20 protein-coding genes are annotated in these 25014 nt (G+C 30.0%); 8 read left to right on the forward strand and 12 right to left on the reverse strand.

The genetic code is table 11. From position 1 onward, the window contains the following. Positions 1 to 1803: 1803 nt before the first annotated feature. Positions 1804 to 2775, forward strand: coding sequence for a substrate-binding domain-containing protein (locus ABF633_RS12085; RefSeq protein WP_415524024.1), 972 nt, complete (start codon positions 1804 to 1806; stop codon positions 2773 to 2775). A 153-nt stretch (positions 2776 to 2928) separates the two neighbouring features. Next, positions 2929 to 3234 carry a 2Fe-2S ferredoxin gene (locus tag ABF633_RS12090; protein ID WP_415524025.1) on the forward strand — a complete coding sequence of 102 codons (306 nt, stop codon included), beginning with the start codon at positions 2929 to 2931 and terminating at the stop codon, positions 3232 to 3234. Between the two features lie 128 nt (positions 3235 to 3362). Here the strand turns inward: ABF633_RS12090 and anfO (ABF633_RS12095) are convergent, their stop codons facing one another. Next, positions 3363 to 4025, reverse strand: coding sequence for a Fe-only nitrogenase accessory protein AnfO (gene anfO, locus ABF633_RS12095; RefSeq protein ID WP_415524026.1), 663 nt, complete (start codon positions 4023 to 4025; stop codon positions 3363 to 3365). Between the two features lie 451 nt (positions 4026 to 4476). On the opposite strand from anfO (ABF633_RS12095), the gene ABF633_RS12100 reads away from it, so the two are divergent. Continuing rightward, the gene (locus ABF633_RS12100) at positions 4477 to 5535 is read left to right on the forward strand and encodes an ABC transporter substrate-binding protein (RefSeq protein WP_415524027.1); all 1059 of its coding nucleotides are present in this window, start codon (positions 4477 to 4479) and stop codon (positions 5533 to 5535) included. A gap of 75 nt (positions 5536 to 5610) precedes the next feature. Here the strand turns inward: ABF633_RS12100 and anfO (ABF633_RS12105) are convergent, their stop codons facing one another. The 9 genes from anfO (ABF633_RS12105) to ABF633_RS12145 form a co-directional block, all read right to left on the reverse strand. Further along, the gene (gene anfO, locus ABF633_RS12105) at positions 5611 to 6246 is read right to left on the reverse strand and encodes a Fe-only nitrogenase accessory protein AnfO (protein ID WP_415524028.1); all 636 of its coding nucleotides are present in this window, start codon (positions 6244 to 6246) and stop codon (positions 5611 to 5613) included. A gap of 186 nt (positions 6247 to 6432) precedes the next feature. Further along, complete coding sequence (gene trpA, locus ABF633_RS12110; RefSeq protein ID WP_415524029.1) at positions 6433 to 7224, reverse strand: tryptophan synthase subunit alpha; 792 nt, start codon at positions 7222 to 7224, stop codon at positions 6433 to 6435. After that, entirely contained in the window at positions 7224 to 8399 is a 1176-nt protein-coding gene (trpB, locus tag ABF633_RS12115; RefSeq protein WP_415524031.1) for a tryptophan synthase subunit beta, read from the reverse strand. The genes trpA and trpB overlap by 1 nt, the downstream gene beginning before the upstream one ends. Then, entirely contained in the window at positions 8396 to 9121 is a 726-nt protein-coding gene (locus ABF633_RS12120; RefSeq protein ID WP_415524032.1) for a phosphoribosylanthranilate isomerase, read from the reverse strand. The genes trpB and ABF633_RS12120 overlap by 4 nt, the downstream gene beginning before the upstream one ends. A 20-nt stretch (positions 9122 to 9141) precedes the next feature. Continuing rightward, positions 9142 to 9921 (reverse strand): indole-3-glycerol phosphate synthase TrpC, encoded by a 780-nt coding sequence (trpC, locus tag ABF633_RS12125; RefSeq protein ID WP_415524033.1) that lies wholly within the window; start codon positions 9919 to 9921, stop codon positions 9142 to 9144. 4 nt (positions 9922 to 9925) lie between these two features. Next, complete coding sequence (gene trpD, locus ABF633_RS12130; protein WP_415524035.1) at positions 9926 to 10939, reverse strand: anthranilate phosphoribosyltransferase; 1014 nt, start codon at positions 10937 to 10939, stop codon at positions 9926 to 9928. Then, positions 10908 to 11522, reverse strand: a complete 615-nt coding sequence (locus tag ABF633_RS12135) for an anthranilate synthase component II (RefSeq protein ID WP_415524037.1) — start codon at positions 11520 to 11522, stop codon at positions 10908 to 10910. Before ABF633_RS12135 ends, trpD begins: the two co-directional genes overlap by 32 nt. A 1-nt stretch (position 11523) precedes the next feature. Further along, positions 11524 to 12954, reverse strand: a complete 1431-nt coding sequence (gene trpE / locus ABF633_RS12140; protein ID WP_415524038.1) for an anthranilate synthase component I — start codon at positions 12952 to 12954, stop codon at positions 11524 to 11526. A 694-nt stretch (positions 12955 to 13648) separates the two neighbouring features. Then, positions 13649 to 14227, reverse strand: a complete 579-nt coding sequence (locus ABF633_RS12145) for a hypothetical protein (protein ID WP_415524039.1) — start codon at positions 14225 to 14227, stop codon at positions 13649 to 13651. A 414-nt stretch (positions 14228 to 14641) separates the two neighbouring features. Between ABF633_RS12145 and ABF633_RS12150 the strand changes: the two genes are divergently transcribed. After that, positions 14642 to 16096, forward strand: a complete 1455-nt coding sequence (locus ABF633_RS12150) for an NADP-dependent glyceraldehyde-3-phosphate dehydrogenase (protein ID WP_415524040.1) — start codon at positions 14642 to 14644, stop codon at positions 16094 to 16096. Between the two features lie 197 nt (positions 16097 to 16293). Here ABF633_RS12150 and ABF633_RS12155 read toward each other — a convergent pair whose 3' ends face one another. Further along, on the reverse strand, positions 16294 to 17988 hold the full coding sequence (locus tag ABF633_RS12155) for a WG repeat-containing protein (protein WP_415524042.1): 1695 nt from the start codon (positions 17986 to 17988) through the stop codon (positions 16294 to 16296). Positions 17989 to 18643: 655 nt separating this feature from the next. Between ABF633_RS12155 and ABF633_RS12160 the strand changes: the two genes are divergently transcribed. The 4 genes from ABF633_RS12160 to thrC all read left to right on the forward strand — a co-directional run bounded on the left by ABF633_RS12160 (position 18644) and on the right by thrC (position 22910). Continuing rightward, entirely contained in the window at positions 18644 to 19081 is a 438-nt protein-coding gene (locus tag ABF633_RS12160) for an ACT domain-containing protein (RefSeq protein WP_415524043.1), read from the forward strand. An 11-nt stretch (positions 19082 to 19092) separates the two neighbouring features. After that, positions 19093 to 19989 (forward strand): homoserine kinase, encoded by an 897-nt coding sequence (gene thrB, locus ABF633_RS12165; RefSeq protein WP_415524045.1) that lies wholly within the window; start codon positions 19093 to 19095, stop codon positions 19987 to 19989. Positions 19990 to 20020: 31 nt separating this feature from the next. Then, positions 20021 to 21316, forward strand: coding sequence for a homoserine dehydrogenase (locus tag ABF633_RS12170; RefSeq protein ID WP_415524046.1), 1296 nt, complete (start codon positions 20021 to 20023; stop codon positions 21314 to 21316). Between the two features lie 100 nt (positions 21317 to 21416). Continuing rightward, entirely contained in the window at positions 21417 to 22910 is a 1494-nt protein-coding gene (gene thrC / locus ABF633_RS12175; protein ID WP_415524047.1) for a threonine synthase, read from the forward strand. Between the two features lie 113 nt (positions 22911 to 23023). Here thrC and ABF633_RS12180 read toward each other — a convergent pair whose 3' ends face one another. Next, positions 23024 to 24718 (reverse strand): methyl-accepting chemotaxis protein, encoded by a 1695-nt coding sequence (locus ABF633_RS12180; protein ID WP_415524048.1) that lies wholly within the window; start codon positions 24716 to 24718, stop codon positions 23024 to 23026. Positions 24719 to 25014 lie beyond the last annotated feature (296 nt).

Raw genomic sequence — 25014 nt, forward strand, 5'->3', positions numbered from 1 at the left:
TTGTCAATATTTTTATAGATTTTTTTATTAATTTATAAAAATTTTCTTTATATAGATAATAAAATATTAAAATGATAACAATTACACGCCTGATTATCATTAAGAAAAATGCATTTTCATAAATAATAAATTAAATTTAACACAAGTCTTTTTATACTAAATCATACATTTTAATATAATTTATTATAAAAAATATAATTTATTTTTTTATTTTTCCAGTTGACTATATTTTGTTTGCAATGTATAATTGTTTTAAGATAAATTGTATTAATTCATATATTTATATCATATTTGAAAATTTAATCGCTATTATGCAACCTTTGCATTAAATAGATAACCAGTTTAAGAACATTATTTCCTAAAGGAGAGATGATTTAGTTTTTACTATTTTATCCTCCATTTTTTTATTTAAAATTAATCTATCCTGCAGTGACGCAACCCTTGATAATTCAGCTAAACTTACTAAAAGTACAATCTCATCAATTTTCCGGTTATCTCCCCCTAATACTTCTACTACACTGCATAAACAGAGTTCTTTGTTTCAGATGGAGTTTTTTTCTCCAGCCGAAACTTACTAACAGAGTTCTTAGTATCGGTATTTTCGATACTTAGAAATCGTTGTCCTTTAGGGTAAATCGTTATCCAGGGACGTAGCAGCCGTTATCTCCCACTTTGATAGAAAAGCAGAGAACCAAAATCTTGGATTTTGTGTGAATCGCTTTCACTGTGTGCGATGGGAGTATTACGGATGGTAGTCATCGGATAAAAACAGTTCACGTAAAGTTAAAGATTTTTTCTACTTCAAAATCACACATAAACTCTAATATACAAAAGCAAAAGTTCTATGATATATTGATTAGATTTCATAGAACTTTTGCTTTTTGCGGAGTAATTCTCCCAAACCGTCTATTTAAAAAACATTTTTCAAATACTTTACTACATTAGCTTCAAAATATTGTTAACTTTTAAAGTGTTTTTAGTAACACAACGTTGACTATCGTTACGTTATGTTATATAATGATATTGCAGGATGCGTTATAATTACTTTTATTATTTATTATAACTTTTCTAAAATAATTATTTAAATTTGCTATTATGCATTTTGCATTAAATAGATAATCTCAAATTATTCCTAAATCTAAGAGTAAAAAGTAAATACACCATTATACCCTTTACTTTTTACTTAATTTTTTAAATTTAATATTATTTCATTTAATATTTTTTAATGAACAAATTTCACCATACATTCTACAATTTCTTAACATTAACCTTTCAAAATATACATTAATAATCTTTAATAAATTATCCCCTTCACAGAGTAACAGCAATTGTAATATTTAAATACTATAATGATTTTATAAAATATCTGCCACATTTCTTTCTTAACATTATCTTTAAGCCATTTCAACTGCATAGTTTTTATCAATAACATTGTATTTTCAATGATTTTATATTACAATTATCTTAATATTTATGATTTTTTTGTTTTTTAATATTTTATTATCACTAATCTAAAAGTGGTTATACTCTTAATATGTACAGTATGATTATTGTACATATTAATTAATTTATTTAGGATATTAGGCATATTCAAATAAATAACTAGTCAGTATGCTAGCCTATTTTGAATCCTACTGCGTCAGCAGAACCCTCAGATAGCCCACTATCCTCGGAACCTGCTTCCTTGTTGGATTCAAAATATTCGTCGCATCTTTGACTTACTATTTATTTTCACATGCCTTACCCAAATATTTTAAACTATTTTTTTGCATCTATTAATGTTTTACGAAAGGAGAACTAAATATGTTACAAGACACAGCTTTAACTCCGCAAGAAGTAGCAGATATACTAAAGATAGCTAAAAATACAGTATATGAATTAATAAAACGCGGGGAATTAAATGCATATAAAGTTGGGAAGAAACTTAGAATAGATTTTAAGGACGTTGAAGCCTACAAGAACAAATCAAAAAATATACACTTCAATCAAGTTAATCAAAATAGCACTGTAGACGATAATCAAATATCTCTTGAAACACTTTCACCACCTTTATACGAATCAGCTTCATCAAGAGATTTCGTCATTTGCGGTCAAGATGTAATTTTAGATATACTATCTCGTTATTTAGAATTCAATCTCCGTGGATCTCGTATTTTGAGATCTTATACCGGTTGTTATAATGGTCTATTTGCACTTTATCTTGGAAAAGTTCAAATTTCAACTGTACATCTTTGGGATGGTGATTCCGGAGAATACAACATACCTTTTGTTAGAAGAATGCTTCCTGGAGTACCAACTATAATACTTCACTTAGCTTGTAGAATACAGGGTTTTTATGTGGCAAAGGGAAATCCTAAAAATATAAAAGGTTGGGAAGATTTAAAGAGACCAGATATTTCTATTATCAATAGAGAAAAAGGATCTGGAACCAGAATTCTTTTAGATGAACATATTCGTTTGCTTGGAATCGACAACAATTCAATACCAGGTTATTCAAGAGAATGTTTTTCACATTTAGCCGTAGCAAGCACTGTATCCAGAGGAGGAGCAGATCTAGCTTTGGGCAATGAAAAAACTGGGCTTCAGGTTAAAAATATTGATTTTATACCACTGCAGCGAGAAAGATATGAATTAGTTATAAAAAAAGAAGATATGAATAAACCTTTTGTTAAAGCTGTAATGGAAATTGTAAATTCCGAAAATTTCAAAACAGAATTAGAAGGACTAGGCGGATATGATCTTTCTGAAACTGGCAAAATAGTAGCCGAATTATAAACAATATGGAATATTATTAACAATATTGATATTAATATTGTTAATAATATTATGTCTATGTTATAATATTATTAATACTAAATGTTAATACAATAACCAATAACCTCATTTAGTATTAATAAAATTTATTAATTATAGTAAGGAGTAATTATTATGGTAAATCCAAAGCATCACTTATTTGTTTGTACTAGTTGTAGATTAAATGGAAAACAACAAGGTTTCTGTTATTCAAAAAATTCCGTTGATATCGTAGGTGAATTTATGGAAGAATTAGACAGCAGAGATTTATCAGGTGACATAATGGTAAACAATACAGGCTGTTTCGGAATATGCAGCCAGGGTCCTATCGTTGTTGTATATCCAGAAGGTGTTTGGTATGGTAATGTAACTGCTGATGACGTTGAAGAAATTGTAGACTCACTTGAAAGTGGTGAAGTTGTAAAGAGACTTCAAATCTAGTAGATACATAAAATAAAAAATATAGCAATTGAAAGACACTATGAAATTTATTAAAATATGAATTTCATAGTGTCTTTTAATATAATTATACTGGTTTGCTAACAAATTTTAGTTCTTAAAAATACATTTTATTTATTGATGGCAGAGACTTCATTACAGACATAATCTAGATTATGAATTCTCACCTCAAATTCACCTTTAACCAATTCTTTAACTTCAAGTCTCATATTTAAAGTTAATAATTCACCTTCAAGCCATCGAGGAGTATGACTACAAAAAATTTTAAGTTCCTTAAAAGGCTTGTTTCTTAAAAACGGCATTAATATTTTCTTTGAACTAATACCAGGATTACTAGTCTGTATACTTTCAAGATTTATAAAATAGCACCCTTCTTCCCCTATAGCTATTGGTTCTATTGATACTTCTTCAGTCTTTCTCTTTTTAGCTTCTTTTTCTTTGCTTTCTATCATCATTTCTCGCAATTCATCTAAAAACTCTTCTGGATTACCACTTGCTTCTGCAATAGTATATCCAGATTTTTTTAAAATACTATATGGAATTCCATCTACCCTTTTTCCCAAAAACACACTACAGTTTCCTAAGTTTTCTATAAGTAATGCCATTCTCTCACGAACAGCTCCCATTCCATTTGATGTATTTACATTAAATATAATTTTATTTTTGACATTCCAATTTTCTTCTTCTCGCTCATATAGTACCACCATTCCCGGTTCATATATACTACCAGTCTCCCCATCTTTTCCTGTTAAAACCGCTATTTTATCAAACATAATTATCATCTCCTAATAGAATTATTTATTCATTTACTTATGTACCATTTTATATTGTTTTATATTAAATCATAGCATTACTTTATTAAATTATAATATTACTTTTATTAAATTGCAACATATTCTTTGATTATTTATTAAAATATCATTTATTTTATTGATATATTTAAAATAAAATTCAAAAATTTATTGACTTTTAATAAAAACACAATATAATATAACATATAACCATACAAAACATAACAATATGGACAATATAAACAAAATACGTTACATAACAATACAATTTGTGCAAAAATACAATAGAAAGGAATATATTTTATGAATACAAATATTTATTTTTCAGTAACAGGTACACAATCTACTTATAAAGCAAACTTATACTTTTTTCAAATTATAAATATACAAAGTGAAATCTTACAAAAAATTACAATACGAAAGGATGATTTAAATGTTAAAGAAAATTATTTCCATCATAGGCGTACTTCTAATAGTCATTTCACTTGCAGCCTGTAAAAGCAATACTGCAGAAAATACCGCAAAAACAGATACTCAAAAGCCTAAAACTATAGCTGATTCAGCTGGAAAACAAATTGAAATACCCGCTAAGATAGATAACATTGCCGAGTTATGGGGAGCACATCTTGAAGTTTTACAGACACTTGGAGTTGGAAATAAAATTGTTACTACTACCTTCACTCCACAATCAAGGCCATGGTTGTTTAAAGTAATCCCTACTTTAGATAAAGCTGTTTATAGCGTTATAGCTAATTTAAATATAGAAGAATTAGTGAGCAAAAAGCCTGATATAGTATTTATTCCAACAGCAGATAAAAATGTAGACAAACTTTCTAAAATGGGTTTACCTGTTGTTCAACTTTCCTTTACTGATTTTGAATCTATGAAAAAATGTTTTACTTTGACCGGGGAAATCTTGGGTGGTAATGCTGTCCAAAAAGCTAAAGACTACAATACATATCTTGATAGTAAATTAAATATGATCAAAAATATCACCTCAAAAATGCCAGAGGATCAAAAGCCTAAAGTTTTACATCTTTCCAATGCAGAACCCTTTGCAGCAGACGGTAATAGTACAATAATTAATGATTGGATTAACGTCGCTGGAGGAATAAATGTGGCAAAGGACGTAAAGGGTAATAGACAAACGGTTTCTGCAGAACAAATACTCCAATGGAATCCAGATATCATCATTGTAAGTGAAAATATTAAATCCATAGATAAAATTACACAGGACCCTAAATTAAAAGATGTTTCATCAGTTAAAAATGGTAAAGTCTTTTTAAATCCAGATGGTGCATTCTTATGGAATAGATATGGCACAGAAGAAGCACTTCAAGTACAATGGGCTGCAAAGACTATACAACCAGATAAATTTAAGAACTTAGATATGGTCAGTGAAACAAAAAATTTCTATAAAAAATTCCTTAATTACAATCTAACTGATGATGATGCACAGAGAATTTTAAAGGCAATGCCTCCTAGTAAATAATTAATAAAAAAACAGTAGATTTTAACCTAAATCTACTGTTTTTTTATTTTACAGTTAATACTTTAAAATTATTCTTTATTCATTGCAAACCTTATGGCTTATATTTACTTCATAAGTATCTCCATTTACTTTCTGAGAACTCATCTTCATGTTCAGTTTTGCTAATTCATTTTCAAACCATGGTGGTATATGACCACAGGAAACCTTAAGCTCATAAAAGGTCTTGTCATTCAAAAATGGAAGCAATGCTTTTTTGGAACTAATACCAGGGTTCTCTTCCTGAAGCTTTTTTAAATCTAGAAAGTAATATCCCGCTTTATCAACTTCTATAGGTCCTATATTTTCTATATTCTCTTTTTTAGCCTCCTTCTCCCTTTTTTTCTCCTCAAAGATTTCTAAAAACTCATCTAAAAATTCACTAGGCTTTCCTTCTGCTTCCACTATGGTAAAACCTGCTTTTTTTAATGCAGTATAAGGAACTCCTTCTACCCTTTTTGCAATAAAAATTTTACAATCTTCTAAACTCTCTATAAGTTTCTCTACCTTTTTATGAATAGATTGCATTCCTTCTGCTGTATTCATATTAAAAATAATTTCACTTACTACATTCCATTCCTTTGCTTCTTTTTTATACACCATCACAATACCAGATTCATATATAGTGGTAGTTTCGTTGTTCTTACCTATTAACACACCTATTTTATCACTCATAGCATTCATCTCCTATCTTGATAATTTTTTTTATTATATCATATCTTTAAGCATATACAATTTAAAAAACATATTTGAATTCATCATTGTGAGAAAGAACTAACTAATAGATGGAAAAATTTACACCCCTGGGGTGTAAATTTTTCCAATTTCAGTTCGCAATCTTCCTAAAATACTAACTAATATTTATTTAAGTACACTTTTCACTTCTTTTACAAACTTTTCAACATTTTTAATTGCTTCCTCTTTATCCTTTGATTCATCTACTTTTTTTACAATAGCACTTCCAATTATAATTCCATCACAGTAGTCTTTTAATTCCTTTGCCATTTTTGCACTGGAAATACCAAACCCTAAAGCCTTAGGTATCTCTGCATATTGAGCCACAGTACTCATATATTCATTTAGATCAGTTTTTATTTCATTTCTAGCCCCTGTAACACCATTAGTTGATACGCAATATATAAATCCACTGGCATTTTTAACTATATTTTTTATTCTCTCTTTAGATGTAGGTGCTATTAATGGTATAAGGGCAACATTGTATTTATCACCTAATGCTAGTATATCCTTCCTCTCCTCTATAGGAAGATCAGGTATTATAACACCATCTATACCAACTTCGCTACAATCCTTTATAAATCTCTCAATGCCATAATTGAATACTGAATTGTAATATACCAAGTAAACTAGAGGCACTTCAGTATTTAAACGTATTTTTTTTACTGTATCCATTATTTTAGCTATAGTTGTCCCATTTTTAAGTGATCTTTGGGAAGAAGCCTGAATTGTAGGACCATCTGCAAGAGGATCAGAATAAGGAACTCCAAGTTCAATAATATCTGCTCCTGCCTTTTCCATAGCATTTACTAGTTCAATAGTAGTTTCAAGATCAGGATCTCCCGCTGTTACAAAAGGAATCATTGCCTTTTCATTTTTGTCTTTTAATTCATTAAATTTAGCCTCAATTCTATTCATTATAGTTCTACCCCCATTACTTTAGCTATAGTGTTTATATCCTTATCTCCTCTACCAGATACATTTACAATGATTACTTTATCTTTATCAAGTGTAGGTGCAAACTTCATAGCATAAGCCAAAGCATGAGAACTTTCCAGTGCCGGAATTATACCTTCTATTCTTGATACTTCTACAAAGGCATCTACTGCTTCCTTGTCATTGGCAGATACATACTCCGCTCTTCCTATGTCATTGAAATATGCATGTTCCGGTCCTACACCAGGATAATCCAGTCCTGCTGATATTGAATAAGCTGGAATTATCTGACCATCACCATCTTGAAGTACATAGGTCATCATTCCATGAATAACTCCCACAGAACCCTTAGTTATACTGGCTGCATGCTCATCTGTATCTATTCCCTTTCCAGCTGCCTCTACTCCTATAAGTTTAACTTCTTTATCCTCTACAAAAGGATAGAATATACCCATGGCATTGCTTCCGCCACCTATACATGCAATAATATAGTCTGGTAATCTTCCTTCTTTCTCCAATATTTGTTCTTTAGCTTCATCCCCAATAACCCTTTGAAAATCTCTAACCATAGTTGGATAAGGGTGAGGCCCCATAACTGTTCCTACAACATAAAAGGTATCATCTACACTTGTAACCCAATTTCTCATAGTCTCATTTACAGCATCCTTAAGAGTTCCAGTACCTGACGTAACTGCAGTAACCTTTGCCCCTAGTATTTTCATCTTAAACACATTAAGTGCCTGTCTTCTTATATCCTCTTCTCCCATAAATATTTCACATTCTAATCCAAACATAGCTGCTATAGTTGCTGTTGCAACGCCGTGCTGTCCTGCTCCTGTTTCTGCAATAACTCTCTTTTTACCCATTCTCTTTGCAAGTAGAACTTGACCTAAAGCATTATTTATCTTATGTGCTCCTGTATGGTTAAGATCTTCTCTTTTAAGATAAATTTTAGCTCCTCCTAGTTTTTTAGTTAAATTTTCAGCATAATAAAGAGGTGACTCTCTTCCCACATAATCCTTTAAATAGTACCTAAATTCTTTTATAAAATTTTCATCATTTTTTGCTTTATCATATTCCACTTCTAACTCTGCAATAGCATTCATTATAGTTTCTGGCACATATTGCCCTCCAAATTTTCCAAATCTTCCAATCATTTAATATTCCTCACTTTCTCTATAAATGTTTTTATTTTATTAAAATCCTTTACTCCATCTGTTTCTACCCCGCTAGATACATCTACAGCAAAGGGGTTAACTTTATTTATGGCTTCAATTACATTATCTGCATTTAATCCACCTGCTAATATTAATTTTTTCTCAATATTAAGCTTTGAAATAACATTCCAGTCAAAACTAATACCCGTTCCGCCTTCTGCACCTTTAACACTGCTATCCAGCACTACGGCTTCAATATCATATTTATTAATTCCATTCAAAGTACTTTGATATTCATCTATTTTGTAGTTATAAAAAACATCTTTATTATTACTATAATGTTCACTATTACTTATCAAATCAGCTTTTCCATAATTGCCATCTGACTTATCTTTACTTATCTCTGCTTTTATAGATACAGATTTCCACAATGTAAATCTATCTAATTCTAAAAAATATTTCTTATCCTCGCAACCATGAAATTGCAGCACATCTAATTTTAAATTTTCAGCTATGTTTTTTACTTTTTTTATATCTTCATTTACAAAGACTCCTACAGTTTTTATGCCAGCATTTAATTTGGATATAAGTTCTTCGGCCTTTTTCATATCAACTTGCCTCTTACTTTTAGCAAATATAAAACCTACATAATCAGGCAGAAGTTCATTTACATATTCTATATCTTCTAACCGCTTAAGCCCACATATTTTTATCTTAGTCATAAAAACCCCCATTAGGTGAATTATTTTCCCTTAGCTTTAAGTATAAAATCTTCAACAGCCTGAACATCCTCTATATTTCTCATAAAGGTTTCACCAATAAGCACTGCATTTACTCCAATAGATTTTAAATACAATATATCTTCTGGAGTTTTGATTCCACTTTCAGAAACGATAATTGTTTCCTTGGGAATATATTTCATAAACTTTTCAGTAGTTTTTAAATCTACTGTAAAATCTCTCAAATCTCTATTGTTAACTCCTATAATTTCTCCCTCTGCATCTAAAGCTATCTCCAGTTCTTCTCGGCTGTGAACTTCTATAAGACAATTAAGTCCAAGCTCCTTAGCTAATTTATAAAAACTTTTTAATTTTTTACCAAGTACTGCAACTATAAGAAGAATAGCATCTGCCCCTATATTTTTTGCCTGAAATATCTGATACTCGTCTACTATAAAATCCTTACGAAGTACGGGCTTTGAGGTAACCCCTTTAACCTGTGCTATATATTCATCGCTGCCCATGAAAAATTTCTTTTCTGTAAGTACCGATATGGCATCTATACTTATTTGTTCATAGACCTTTGCTATAGCTACAGGATCAAAATCTGGCTTTATTATACCCTTAGAAGGAGATGCTTTCTTTATTTCTGATATTATATTAATTCCAGGTTTATTTAGCGCAGCTTTAAAATCTCTAGTAACTATGTCTTGTACTTTATTTTCAAATTCCTTAAGAGGCAATTCTCTTTTTTCTTCTTCTATCTGTTTTGTTTTGTAAGCAACAATATCATCTAAAATCATATTTTTACACCTCTTTACTGTACTCTACAAGTTCATTTAATTTTTCATAAGCTTTACCAGAATCGATAATATCTTCAGTGAGTTTTATACCTTGTTCCAGGTTTTCTGCAACTTTTCCAACATACAGTGCTGCAGCAGTATTTAAAACTACTATATCTCTTTTAGGTCCTCTTTTTCCTTTTAATATATCTATTATTATACCAGCATTCTCTTTAGCTGAAGACCCCTTAATATCTTCCACCTTTGCTAATGGTATACCAAGCTTTTCAGGTTCAATTTCATAATCTATGACTTTACCTTCTCTGATCTCACTTACATAAGTAGTTGTAGTAGTTGTAATTTCATCTAATCCATCTCCGCCATGAACTACCATAGCCTTTTCACTGCCTAATTTTAAAAGTACCTCTGCAAGAGTATGGGTTAATTCCTTGCTGTAAACTCCTAATACCTGCCCCTTCACAAAGGCTGGATTTGTAAGTGGTCCCAGTATATTAAACACAGTTCGTATTCCAAGTTCTTTTCTTACAGGTCCTACATTTTTCATAGCTGAATGATATTTCTGAGCAAACAAAAATGCCATTCCATTTTCATCAATTAATTTTTTTGCCTTTTCAGGTTCTATATCTATGTTAATACCCAATTTCTGAAGCACATCAGCACTGCCGCTGCTGCTGGAAACCGCTCTATTGCCATGCTTAGCTACCTTAACTCCTGCTGCGGCCGCAATTATTGCCACTGCTGTAGAAATATTAAAGGTTTTGCTTCCATCACCACCAGTTCCACAAGTGTCTATAACATATTCAGACTCCAATTTAACAATAGATGCATTATCTCTCATGGCTCTTGCAGCTCCAGTTATTTCTTCAACAGTTTCCCCCTTCATTCTAAGCCCTACTAAAAATGCGCCTATTTGTGATTGAAGTGCTTCCCCCTTCATAATTTCATTTACAGAAGAATAAGCTTCCTCCTCATTTAAATTTTCTTTATTACTTATTTTCTTTATTGCTTCCTTTAACATTACATATCCCCTCCACAAAATTCTTAATCATAATTTTCCCTTGTTCTGTAATTATTGATTCTGGATGAAATTGCAATCCATAAATATCATATTTATTGTGTTTAAGCGCCATAACAACTCCATCATCCAAACTTTCTGCTGTAATAGTTAGCTCTTTGGGAAAAGTATTCTTATCAACAACTAAAGAATGATAACGCATAACCTTAATTGGATTGTTTATTCCCTTAAACATTCCTTCACTATTGTGTTTTATATCAGAAGTTTTACCATGCTTTATGTTTTCTGCTCTAACTATATTTCCCCCATAGGCATAACCTATAGCTTGATGCCCAAGACAAATACCTAAAATCGGTATTTTACCACCATACTTTTTTATTACATCTACACAAATTCCTGCTTTTTCCGGAGTACCAGGCCCAGGTGAAAGTATTATCCCATCTAAATCCATATTCTCTATATCTTCAACTTTAATTTTATCATTTCTTACAACCTTAACTTCATGCCCCTGGGGTGCTAATATTTCTCCTATATATTGATATAAATTATAAGTAAAAGAATCATAATTATCTATTATAAGTATCATCTTAAATCACCTCTTTCATTGCCATAGCTTTGTTAAGAGTTTCTCTGTATTCTGTTTTAGGGTCTGAATCATATACTATACCTGCTCCAGATTGAACATAGGCATAATCATCTTTAAAAACGATAGTTCTTATAGCTATACAAGTATCCATATTTCCATTGTGAGAAAAATATCCCACAGCCCCAGCATAGATTCCTCTTCGCACATTTTCAAGTTCATCTATTATTTCCATGGCTCTTACCTTTGGAGCTCCTGATACTGTTCCCACAGGAAGACAGGAACTTAAAGCATCAAAACAATTCAGCTCTTTTTTCAATTCACCAGAAACCATGGAAACTATGTGCATAACATGGGAATAAAGATCTATTTCCATAAATCTATCCACATTTACTGTGCCAAATTCACTTATCCTTCCAATATCATTTCTGCCTAAATCCACCAGCATTAAATGCTCTGCTTTCTCCTTCTCATCTTCTAAAAGTTCCTTTTTAAGTTTCTCGTCTTCTTCTGGTGACTTACCTCTTGGTCTTGTTCCAGCTATAGGATTTGTTGTAACCCTATTATCCTTTACGGAAACCAGACTTTCCGGAGAAGATCCTGCTATCTGGAAATCTTCAAAATCTATATAGAAAAGATAAGGTGATGGATTTTTAGATCTCAATCTTCTATATACATCAAAAGGTTCAGAAGAATTTTTAAATTTTAGCCTTTGTGATGGAACCACTTGAAATATGTCTCCTGCTTTTATATATTCCTTTGCCCTTTCTACAATTTCACAATATTCTTCCTCTGTAACATTAGATTCAAATTCTTTATTTAAATTAGCTTCCTCAAGAGGATGCAGTACATTACCGCTCATTATGCTTTGCTTTATATTATCAAGAGTTTCCGTTATTTTATTGTAGTCAGAATTATCCTCTGGAAATACATTGTAGACAATATTTATATTGTGTTTAAAATGATCGTAACATATAAAGATTTTATAGAACATGAGGTTTGCTTCGGGAACTTTTAATTCATCTATATTATTATCTGGAAGTTTTTCATATTGTCTTACAATATCATAACCTACGTACCCTATTGCCCCTCCTGTAAAGGGAATATCGAAAACTTCTGAATTATAATCTATATTTACATACTGTTTTACATAATCTAACACTTTTCCATAAACAGTTTTAGTGCCATTATCTCCAGATATTGTAATCTCATCTTTATAACTCTTAATTGTCATATAAGGATCTGCACCCATAAAAGAGTATCGTCCTATTTCTTTTTCAGAATAGACACTTTCAAGAAGAAATTTTTTTCTTCCCTGTAAATTATAATATAGAGTTATTGGAGTTAGCTCATCTCCATTAACTTGAAGACTAATTGGAAATGTTTTATGCAGCTTTCTTTGGTCATAAAATTCCTTTTCAGTTAAATTGAACATAAATTTCACGTCTCCTTTAAATAATAAGGCATGTGAAAATAAATAGTAAGTCAAAGATGCGACGAATATTTTGAATTCTGCAAGGAAACAGGTTCCGAAGATAGTGAGCTATCTGAGGGTTCTGTTGACGCAGTAGGATTCAAAATAAGCTAGCATACTGACTAATTATTTATTTGAATATGCCTAAGATTAAAAAAAGGCCACTTCGCCCGGAATATGGGACGAAGTGACCGTGGTGCCACCCATTTTAATTTTATATTATAAGTGCAAGCATTTTAGTTTATACATTACTGATTATCTAGGACTCGTTGTTGTTATCTCCCATATATAAATATTGGGCCATTTCAACCACTAATCATCAGATTATACTAATGTAAAAATAAAAAACACTTCATCCCTTTAAGGACGAAGTGTTAAACTTCGCTATGCCACCTAATTACAAAACTTTTCTTTAACAGATACAGAAATAAAATTTCGATATCCTGTCTCTTTAACGGTAGACTACCGGCTATTGCTACTAAAATTTCACATTGCATCTCACAGACCCATTCAATATAAGCTACAATATTTGGCTTCCACCATTCCAAACTCGCTTTGATTAAACTCTCATATTTACTACTTCTGATCATAGATTTACTAAAAGTAACTTTTACTGTAATTATACAATATTTTTTAGAGTTGTCAATATATTTTTTTAATTGCCTAACATTTTCAGCAATAAATCAGCATTTTCTTTTGCTTTATCCAAATGCTGTTCCGATAATTGTTTTTTAGTTGCAATAGTATCATCTATGCTCTTATCCAAATCCTTTAATGCCAATTTTAATCTTTCACGTAATCTAGGTATATTTTGAATTATTCTTTTCACTATATATACATACTCGTCATCATAGAGCCTGTAACACTTAAACTCTCCTGAAGTTAATCTTCCATCTGAAAGAATATATATGAATCTATCGTCCATCTCTCCAGATAAAGCTATCTCTATCTTGTGTTTATACAATCTAAATCTTGATCCATTATCATCTATAAGTACAGGAAATATAGTTGAAAACAAAAAAGCTAATTCCTCTGTAGAATTATCTAAAAGTCCTATACTTGAAAAATCCCTTGCATTTAAACGTATCTCTATATCCCTTGAAAAAATTTCTTCTTTTATAGCATTGGATACCTTCTCACGTAATTCCTCTTCTTTTCCCTTAGAAATAAATTTTGTTATTGAATTTACTAAATTGCCAATATGGCTTTTAGTTTCTTTTTTACTACCAACCACAATAATCGCCTCTTTTATTAATCCTATAATAAAAGTATATATAATATTTTCCACAATTGCAAATGTAGTTCATATAAAATATTGCTAATCTTTAAGTAATAAAAAACTATAGCATAATTTTATTATTTATCACGGGACAATATTTAGAATATTACCATATATCACCTTATTTATTGTAATGTTTGATAATAGCACATAAGATAAATTTTCATTCGTTACTTGCAAAAAACAATTTTATTTATTATGATTATTATATAACAATAGATATTAATATTCGAATTATATAATAATTCTAAATGTCAATATTTAAATTATGTTAAATTTATGATTTATATAATAATAAATACTTTAAAATAATAAAATAAAATTAAAGCTATAAAATCAACATTTACAATTATGAGAGGTGGTATGTTTATGTTTGAAAATATATCAGAAGGTAAAAATTACAAAAGCCTATTTAATGGTGAATGGGTTAAAAGTAAAAGTGGGAAAACCATACAATTAAAATCACCTGTAGATGAAACTGTAATTGGTGAAATTCAATCTCTTTCCCAGGAAGAAGTAAATGAAATACTTGAAAACTCAAAAGCTGCTCAAATTAAATGGGGAGAAACTCCAATAAATGAGCGTGCAGAAGTGCTTTATAAAGCTGCAGAACTTTTAGAAGAAAATGTAGATGAAATTGCTCAAATAATGCAGCGTGAAATTGCCAAGGACTCTAAATCAGCTGTATCAGAAGTTAAGAGAACTGTTGATTTTATAAAATTTACTGCCAATGAAGGAAAACATATTGAAGGAGAAACCATAGGGGGAGATAATTTTCCTGGCTTTAATAAAAATAAATTATCCTTTGTTACACGAGTTCCTTTAGGCGTTGTTTTATCAATTTCTCCCTTTAACTATCCTGTTAATCTTTCTGCTTCAAAAATTGCCCCTGCACTTATAGCTGGAAACAGTGTGGTGTTAAAGCCCCCTACACAAGGTGCTATCAGTGCATTGTATTTAGCAGAAGTATTTAACAAAGCAGGACTTCCTAAAGGGGTTCTCAATACAGTTACTGGTAGAGGCTCTGAAATTGGTGACTATTTAGTTACACACAAGAATGTAAATTTCATTAATTTTACAGGCAGCACAGAAGTAGGCAAACATATTGCAAAAGAGGCCAATATGATACCTATGCTAATGGAACTTGGCGGAAAAGATGCTGCTATAGTTCTTGAGGATGCAGACTTAGAATTAGCTGCTAAAAATATTGTTTCAGGAGCTTACAGCTATTCCGGTCAAAGATGCACAGCCGTTAAAAGAGTTTTAGTAATAGATAAAGTTGCAGATAAATTAATAAATTTAATAGAAGAACGAGTTAGTAAGCTAAAGGTTGGAAATCCTAAGGATGGAGTTGATATAACACCTTTAATTGATTCTAAAGCAGCAGATTTTGTGCAAGGTTTAATTGATGATGCCCTTACTAAAGGCGCTAAGCTTCTGCTTGGAAATAAAAGAGAAGGAAATTTAATTTACCCTACCCTCTTTGACAATGTAACTACAGACATGAGACTTGCTTGGGAAGAACCCTTTGGACCAGTACTACCTATAATACGCATTAATAATATAGAAGAAGCCATTTCCATTGCAAATAAATCTGAATATGGTCTTCAATCTTCTGTATTTACAAGAAATATTGATGATGCATTTTATATAGCTAAAAAGCTTGAAGTTGGTACTGTACAGATTAACAACAAAACTGAGAGAGGTCCAGATCACTTTCCTTTCTTAGGTGTTAAATCTTCTGGTATGGGTACTCAAGGTATACGCTATAGCATTGAAGCAATGAGCAGACCTAAAGCTATAGTTTTAAATTTACCTAGATAATTTATTAGCCTTTTGCAGATTGAAATCATCTAAAATAAGAGTGTTGTAAGTCTTACTCGATTACAGCACTCTTCTAATTATATTATCTTATTTATTTTTCCTCATATTCAACTTATTCTTAGTTTAGGCATCTATACTGACTAGTTATTTATTCCTAATGCTTTAAATAAAAACTTTAGTTAAATCTAAAATTCTATTTATATTTTTACACAATCATGAAATTCACCATTTTTGTAAATAAACCCTTCTTTAATTCCCTTCAAAATACTTTTAACTTTTACGTAGGCAACTCCATTGCAAAATTCTCCTACCTCGTCAAATTTAGGTTTTATAGCTATTTCACCTAATTTATTTATATATCCCCACTTGCTTCCTATAATAGATTTAACTTTTACTGCGGCAAAACCATCATGAAAATCTCTTACAAGTTCATATGTAGGCTTTATAATCACTTGTCCTTCTTCATTTATATATCCCCATTTATCATTAATATTTACTCTGGCAAGATTATCATTAAAAGTTCCTATATAATCAAAATAAGGCTTTATAATAGTTACCCTATTTTCTTTATCTAGGTAACCATATTTTCCTTTACTATCTATAAATCTCATTAATCTTTCATTTATAATCCCCAATCTTTTTCCCTGAGAATCTACATAAGTATACCTGCCATTGACTTTCATCAGTGCAATTCCATCAATAAACTCAAATTTTTCATTAATAGCATAGTCATCTTCATCATTATTGGCATCATAGGCAATAACATCTACTATAGGTGAACATTCTTCAAGCCTAGTATTACTTATAGATTTTTCCATAGTCTTAAATTTAACTTCTATATCCCCATTAAAATTTATCAATTTTATTCTCTCTACACTTATAGTATTGTTATCATATCTTAATATTACATAAACTAAATATTTATCTCCAGATTCATAGAGCTCCTTTGAAAGTCTCACATCCGATTCAATATAAGTTTCTTTTATATCTGAAACATATTCTCTTATCCAATCCTTCCATTCTATAGATATTGGGAAAATTTCCGCACTTTTATTATATTTATCTACATTCAAACTAGCCTTACCTGCCGACAACAAACTTAAGTTTTTTATTTGATTTGTGTATTCTTCTGTTGTATCAAAAAATATACTATCGAAAAATGCAGCATGTACACTAATTTTATTTTCTTTCCATAGTATGTAGATTTCTTGAATATCTATATATATTTGTTCATTTATATAATTTAATCCACCATATAGAGTACATGAATTATTATTTTTATAGAACTCCGCTGCTTCATCCTTATTTATAACCATATAGAATAAGCTTATATTGGGAAGTTTTACTTCTTTAAAAGTGTTAAAATCTACTTTTATTTCAAAAACACCTGTATTTATATCATAATTTTCTCTTTCTACAGTAATTTTACCTAGGGGCATGTCTTTTATATTTACTATTTTATCCCTAAACTCATTATAGCTTTCAAAAGGCTCCTTTAAAAAGCTTATAGCATGAACTTTTAATTCCATATCTTCTATACATATTTCCATACTATCTGTGTCCACATAAACTTTTTCACCTTTTACCTTTAATTTAGCTCTTATTGTATATCGATCATTAAAACTTTCAACAACATCAGTTCCTTCATCTTGAAAAACAAAATATAAATAGCTGCAATTAATTTTCATTATAGAATTCCATTTATAAAACTCTACATTAATGTAGCAAATACCCGACTGGATGTCATAGGTACTAGCTAATACCTCTGCTTTACCTATACTAATTGATTTAAGATCTTCAATACGTTCTTTAAACTGTTCGTACGTTTCAAAAGAGTCCCTTATTAAACTGTCGTCTGTTACTCTAATAATAGAATTATTGTCACTATACAAACTATCACTTCCTTAATACAAAATAGACTATACTCAAAATAAATATTACTTAAATTTACCCATTTAAAATATTATATTCCATTTTTTGTATATTTATCAATAGAATGTATAAAATTAACAAACTTTTTATATTATTATTTTACTCTTCACACTCCTGTAAGTAATATCATATAATATTTACAAAAACAATATCTACATATTGCAATAAATTATCTTCACCAGTAAAATAGCTATCTTATTTAAATATTATAATAGCTATTATCAAGGAAATGTATAATTTTAATTACAATTTATACCCTATCTTCTTTAAATAAAACTTTTACCTATAGATATTTGCATACAACTTCTAATATCTTTTAATACCTTTCTAAAATACACTCATAATATCGATTTATTGATAATTAAATCAAAACATAATTATAAAATTGCTATTTATTCTTAAAATAAATTTATCTTACTTAAAATTTAACCATTAACATTGTAATATAAGTTTAGCTATGATAATATAACAATGGAATCCTTAATAGAAAAACACTTGTTTTTTATAGAAAGACATTTAAAATAAAAACTGTATTTAAAATAATTATTTAAGCCATTGACAGAAATTAATATTCTAATAATTATTTAAGCAGTAGGAGGGTATTTATTAAAACTTATGAAAAGTAAATATTTATTGGTAGATACAAAGGTACTTCCTGATATATTTGAAAAAGTAATGCAAGTTAAGGATCTTATAAATGTAAAGAAAGCCCATGACATAAGTGAAGCAGTAAAAATTGTAGGAATTAGCAGAAGTACTTATTACAAATATAAGGATTATGTGTTTTCTGTTTCTGAATCCATGAGAGGTAATAAAGTTGCCATTTATCTACTTCTTGACCATAAAGCTGGTACTCTATCAAGTATACTTGATAAAATGGCAGAAAATCATGCTAATATTCTTACAATAAACCAAGATATACCTATTAATAATACTGCCAATGTGAGCATTACTTTCGATACATATAATCTAAAAATAAAACTTGAACAATTATTAGAGGACATAAAAAATACTGAAAATGTTATCAAAGCTGACTTGATTGCAATGGAATAGGAGATGAAAATATGCTAAAAATTAAAGTTCCTGCTAGCACAGCTAATATGGGACCTGGTTTTGATTCCTTTGGTATGGCATTAAACCTGTATAATGAATTTGAAATTGAAGAAACTGATAAAGATATAATATTTTTAGAAGCTGGAAAACCTTCTTCAATCCCGTTAAGTGAAAACCTCATATATAATAGCATGGTTAAAGCTTTTGATAAGTATGATTATAAATTCAAAGGACTTTATATAAACGTAACAAAAGCTGATGTGCCACTTTCAAGAGGTCTTGGCAGCAGTGCAACCTGTATTGCCGCTGCTCTTAAAGCTGCTAATCATATAATGAATAATATTATGTCAAAGCAGGAAATCCTAAATTTAGCTACAGAAATAGAAGGACATCCAGATAATGTAGTTGCTGCACTAGAAGGTGGACTTGATGTTTCCTTAGTAGAAAATAATCAGGTGGTATATTCTAAAATAAATCCACCAGAAGATCTTATATTTGCGGCTTTAATACCAGATTTTAAAATGAGTACTTCAAATGGCAGAAAAGTTTTACCTAGCCAATACACTAAGGAGGATTGTGTTTTTAATATTTCTAGAGCGGCTTTATTGATTTCTGTATTTTATAATAAAGATTTTAAAAAATTACGAACTTGCTTTCAGGATAAAATACATCAGCCTTACAGAGGTGCATCCATAAAGGGTTTAGAAGATATATTTGAGACAGCTAAGGAATTTGGCTCTTTAGGGGAATTTATCAGCGGATCAGGTTCTACTTTAATGGTGGTATTGGATAAAAATAACACTGATTTTTTTAATAAAATGCAATCATATTTAGAAACTACAGAAGCCACCTGGAGAATAGAACTGCTTCAACCTGATTGTAATGGTACTGAAGTAACTGTATGTTAATAATAAATAAATTAAAGGGGAAAAGAATACTATGAATAAAGTTAAAATAGCCTTATTAGGTTTAGGTAACGTAGGTAAAGGTGTCTGGGAAATATTCAAAAATAATACTGAAGAAATAATTCGCCGTTCTGGCTGTGAAATTGAGATAACTAAAATTCTTGTAAAAGATGTAAATAAGGATAGAGGAATAGATGTTCCTAAAGAAGTATTGACTGACAATATTGAAGAGATATTAAATGACAACAGCATACAAATAATAGTTGAATTAATGGGCGGAGTTGACCCAGCTGCTGATTATATACTAAGAGCTATTAAAAATAAAAAGCATGTGGTAACTGCAAACAAGCAGCTTATTGCAATTCAGGGTAAAGAGTTATTAGATCTTGCCAAAAAGGAAGGTGTGCTCTTCTATTATGAAGGTAGTGTTGCTGGCGGTATTCCTATATTAAAGGGTATCGAAGAAAGTCTTACTGCAAATAAAATTGAAGAGATTGTAGGAATAATAAATGGAACTACTAACTATATTCTTACTAAAATGTCTCTTGAAGGTATGGACTTTGAAACAGCCCTTAAAGAAGCTCAGGAAAAAGGATATGCAGAAGCTGATCCTACATCAGATATAGAATCCTATGATGCTGTATATAAGCTTGCAATATTGACTTCACTTTCCTTTGGAATAAATGTAAATGTAAATGATATATACAGAGAAGGTATTTCAAAGATTTCTTCTCATGATATTCAAAATGCAAAGGAATTTGGCTATACAATAAAACTTTTGGCTATAGCAAAGGAAAGAGGTAATTCTCTGGAACTTAGAGTTCATCCTACTATGATTCCATTAAATCACCCTCTTTCAAATGTAAATGATTCATTTAATGCTATTCTCATAAAGGGAAATGCTGTAGGAGATTTAATGTTCTATGGAAGAGGCGCCGGCTCCCTTCCAACAGGTAGTGCTGTAGCCAGTGATATAATATCTATTTTAAGAAATGATATGACACTGCGTTCAATTTCATTAGTTGAAAATACTGATTTAAAGAAAACCGTACTTCCTAGAGAAGAATTTGCTTCTAGATACTATTTAAGACTTACAGTAAAAGATGTAAGCGGTGTTTTAGGCCAGATTTCTACTATATTAGGTAAAAATGATGTAAGTATATCTTCCTTCATTCAAAAAGGTGAGAAGGATGCTAATAACATTGTACGTATAGTGTTTATTACTCATGATACTTTAGAGGGAAATATTATGAAATCCATTGAGGATCTAAAAAAACTAGAAGTAGTAGACGAAATCAAAAATTTAATAAGAGTTGAAAAATTCATTTAGGTATCTGAAAATAAATATTAAGTCAAGGATGTGAAGCATACTTACTATTTATTTATAGTTCCTTAAGACATGAAAAAAGAAATATTGAGGAGGAAATATTTTGGATAATTTAATATACAAAAGTACAAGAGGCCATGGTGATCCCGTTAGTGCTTCTAAAGCTATAATAAGAGGGATTGCAGAGGATGGAGGCCTATTTGTACCTAGCTTCATCCCTAAAATAGATTTTAATGTAAAGGAATTTTCAAAGCTTAATTACAAAGAATTGGCTTACACTGTTATGAGTAAATTTTTTACTGATTTCACTGAAGAGGAACTTAAAAGCTGCATAGACAAAGCTTATGATGATAAATTTGATACTGAGGAAATTGCTCCAGTAAAAAAAATTGGTGATGATTTCTTTCTTGAACTTCATCACGGCCCTACTCTAGCTTTTAAAGATGTAGCATTATCTATTCTGCCACATTTATTAAAAACTGCTGTAAAGAAACAAGGTATAGACAAAGAAGTCTTAATCCTTACTGCAACTTCTGGCGATACAGGTAAAGCAGCTCTTGAAGGGTTTAATAACGTAGAAGGCACAAAGATAATAGTATTCTACCCTGAAGTTGGTGTTAGTATAGTTCAAGAGCTTCAAATGACTACCCATGCTGGTGATAATACTTTTGTAGTAGCTATAAAAGGTAATTTTGATGATGCTCAAAAAGCTGTTAAAGAAATTTTCACTGATAACAAAATAAGAAAGCAGCTTGCCGAGAAAGGTTTTATGTTCTCTTCTGCAAATTCAATTAATATCGGAAGACTTATTCCTCAAGTAGTATACTATTTCTCAGCTTATTTGGATTTATATAAAAAAGGCGAAATAAATGAAGGGGATAAAATAAATGTAGTAGTTCCTACTGGTAATTTTGGAGACATTCTTGCAGGATATTTTGCTAAATCCATGGGACTTCCTATTGATAAATTGATATGTGCGTCAAATAAAAACAAGGTATTATCTGACTTCATAAATACAGGAAAATACGATAGAAATAGAGAATTCTATGTTACTAATTCTCCTTCCATGGATATATTAGTTTCAAGTAATCTAGAAAGACTTCTTTATTTTATTAGTGGAGAAAATCCAGAGAAAATAAGTGCTTTAATGGAAGCTTTATCAACTAAAGGTGAATATACAATAGATAAAGATATGAAAGACAAACTTAAAGACTTCTACGCTGGATATGCTTCTGAAACTGAAACCTGTGATGTTATTACAGAACTTTACAAAACTCATAAGGAAGCCATAGATACTCATACTGCTGTTGCTTACTCAGTATATAAAAAATACACAGCTGATACTAAGGATACTACAAAAACAGTAATACTATCCACTGCAAGTCCTTTTAAATTCCCTAAAGCTGTAATGAGTTCCATAGATAAAAAATACGATGGTGTAAATGAATTTGAATTAATAAAAGAATTAAGTAAAATAGCAAATTACACTATACCACAAGGCATTAAAGATATTGACACTAAACCACAGGTACACAACACTGTTTGTGATAAAAAAGATATTAAAAATGTAGTTTTGGATTTTTTAAAGATTAAATAGTATCTATCATAATAAAAATACGTTAGCTAGATAAATAGCTAACGTATTTTTATTTTTCTAAGGCTATTATCTTTAGTAGTAACCACACCTTACTTTTAATATACTTTCCTTAGTTAAATATTAAATTGTACAACATACTTTTTCAACTTATCCGAACTTAATCTTGCCTTATCTATAAGATTAACTACTGTATTTGACTTTTCAGATATACTCATAGATTTTTCAGCAATATTTGTAGTCCCCTCAGTGCCTTCATTAGTTGCAAGAGTAACCTGATTTACAGCTTTTGAAACATTCTCTATAGATATATGAAGTTCTTGTGCTGAATTACTGACTTCTGTTATAATTTTATCTATATATCCTGCATCTTTACTATATTTATATCCATTGTCTACAAACATTTCATAATCATTTATAACCTGTTTGTCCATAAGTTCTAATAAATCTCTAGAACTAGTCACTAAATTGTCAACGCATTCCATCACAGTATCAGTAACTATTTGTATTTCATTAACTGTAGCTTTTGAGTTTTCTGATAATTTTCTTATTTCCTCTGCTACTACAGCAAAACCCTTTCCCATTTCTCCCACTCTTGCAGCCTCAATTGCTGCATTTAAAGCTAAAAGATTAGTTTGAGCAGAAATTTCAAGTATAGCATCAGATAAAACTTTAATCTGATGTATAGCTTTTGAGTTTTCAATAGCTGCTTTAAGTTTTATTTCAGTATTTGAATATACTCCAACGATATTCTTTTGAGAAGCTTTAAATGTAATATTTAATTCATTTGCTTTTTCATTTATTTGTCTTGCTGAATTATGCCCTTCTGTGGCTTTCTTTGACATATTAGCTACTGAACCTTCAATTTCCTGTGAAGTTGCATTCATTTCTTCCATAGAAGCTGCTGTTTCTTCCATACCTGCTGATAGTTGCTCTGTAGTTGCAGATACGTCTTCTATGCTCTCATTTAGGTTCCTAATACTTTTCTGAGAAAAATTTAAAACTTCATCTATATTGGATGACTCTTCCATTATAATTTTAATTATTCCCCTCATATCTTGCTGCAATTTTAAAGCTGCTCTTGCCATATCACCAATTTCATCCTTTAACGTCAAATGTTTTTTAGATATTTCTTTAGTGAAATCTCCATTTGACATATTATTTAAACTTTCTTTAACAGCATTAATAGTTTTTACTATGGTATCTCCAAAAAAATATGAAGTAATTATACTTATTAAGAGCATAATAATTATGATACTGATTACAAAAATCATTATTGTCATTATCTCTTTATTGGCTGAAGTTTTGTTAGCACCTATAAACCACATACCTATTACTTTTCCATTAGAATCAACAATTGGCTTATAATAAGTTATGGCAACTTGTCCTACCACCTTTGCCGTACCTATATAATCTTGTCGATTTTTTAATACCTTATCAATTACCTCACTGGATGCTTTTGTGCCTATAGCTCTCTTTCCATTTTCCTCTAAGACATTAGTTGACACTCTAGTATCATTCATAAATATAGTAACATAAAAACCTGTAGTCTTTTTTATATTGTCCGGTATGGCAAAATTATCATTAATTACTGTATCGCCTTTATAAAGCTTATTATCTTTTATGTACCAATTTCCTTTATATTGTGAATCTAAATATGAATATCCTAATTCTGCACTGGACTTTATATTTTTGCTGTAATTATCATAAATAATACCATTAATTTTATCATAAACAACTAAAGATATTATTACTGAAAATAATAATAGTATTGCTGAGAAAGTAACTATTATCTTCTTTTTCATACCCATAAGATCATTCCTTCCATATTATGTTATTATAGCATTTTAGTATACATATTTCTACAAATTTTTTAATAATTATAACTACACATATTTAACCTAAATTGGAGAAGTAGTACCTACAATATTGAGTAGTCTCCACAATATTGATATATTACAATTATTTAAAAAATTTTTTAGTGAAAAATGGAGTATTATCAATAAGTTGATGGGTTATTTGTCGAGTCAAAGTCATATATCCAATATATGTAATATATATATCAATATTTTAAATTATATTACATTTATTTAAAATTGTCAATATT

Source organism: Clostridium sp. (genome assembly GCF_047718555.1).
Lineage (GTDB): Bacteria > Bacillota > Clostridia > Clostridiales > Clostridiaceae > Clostridium_I.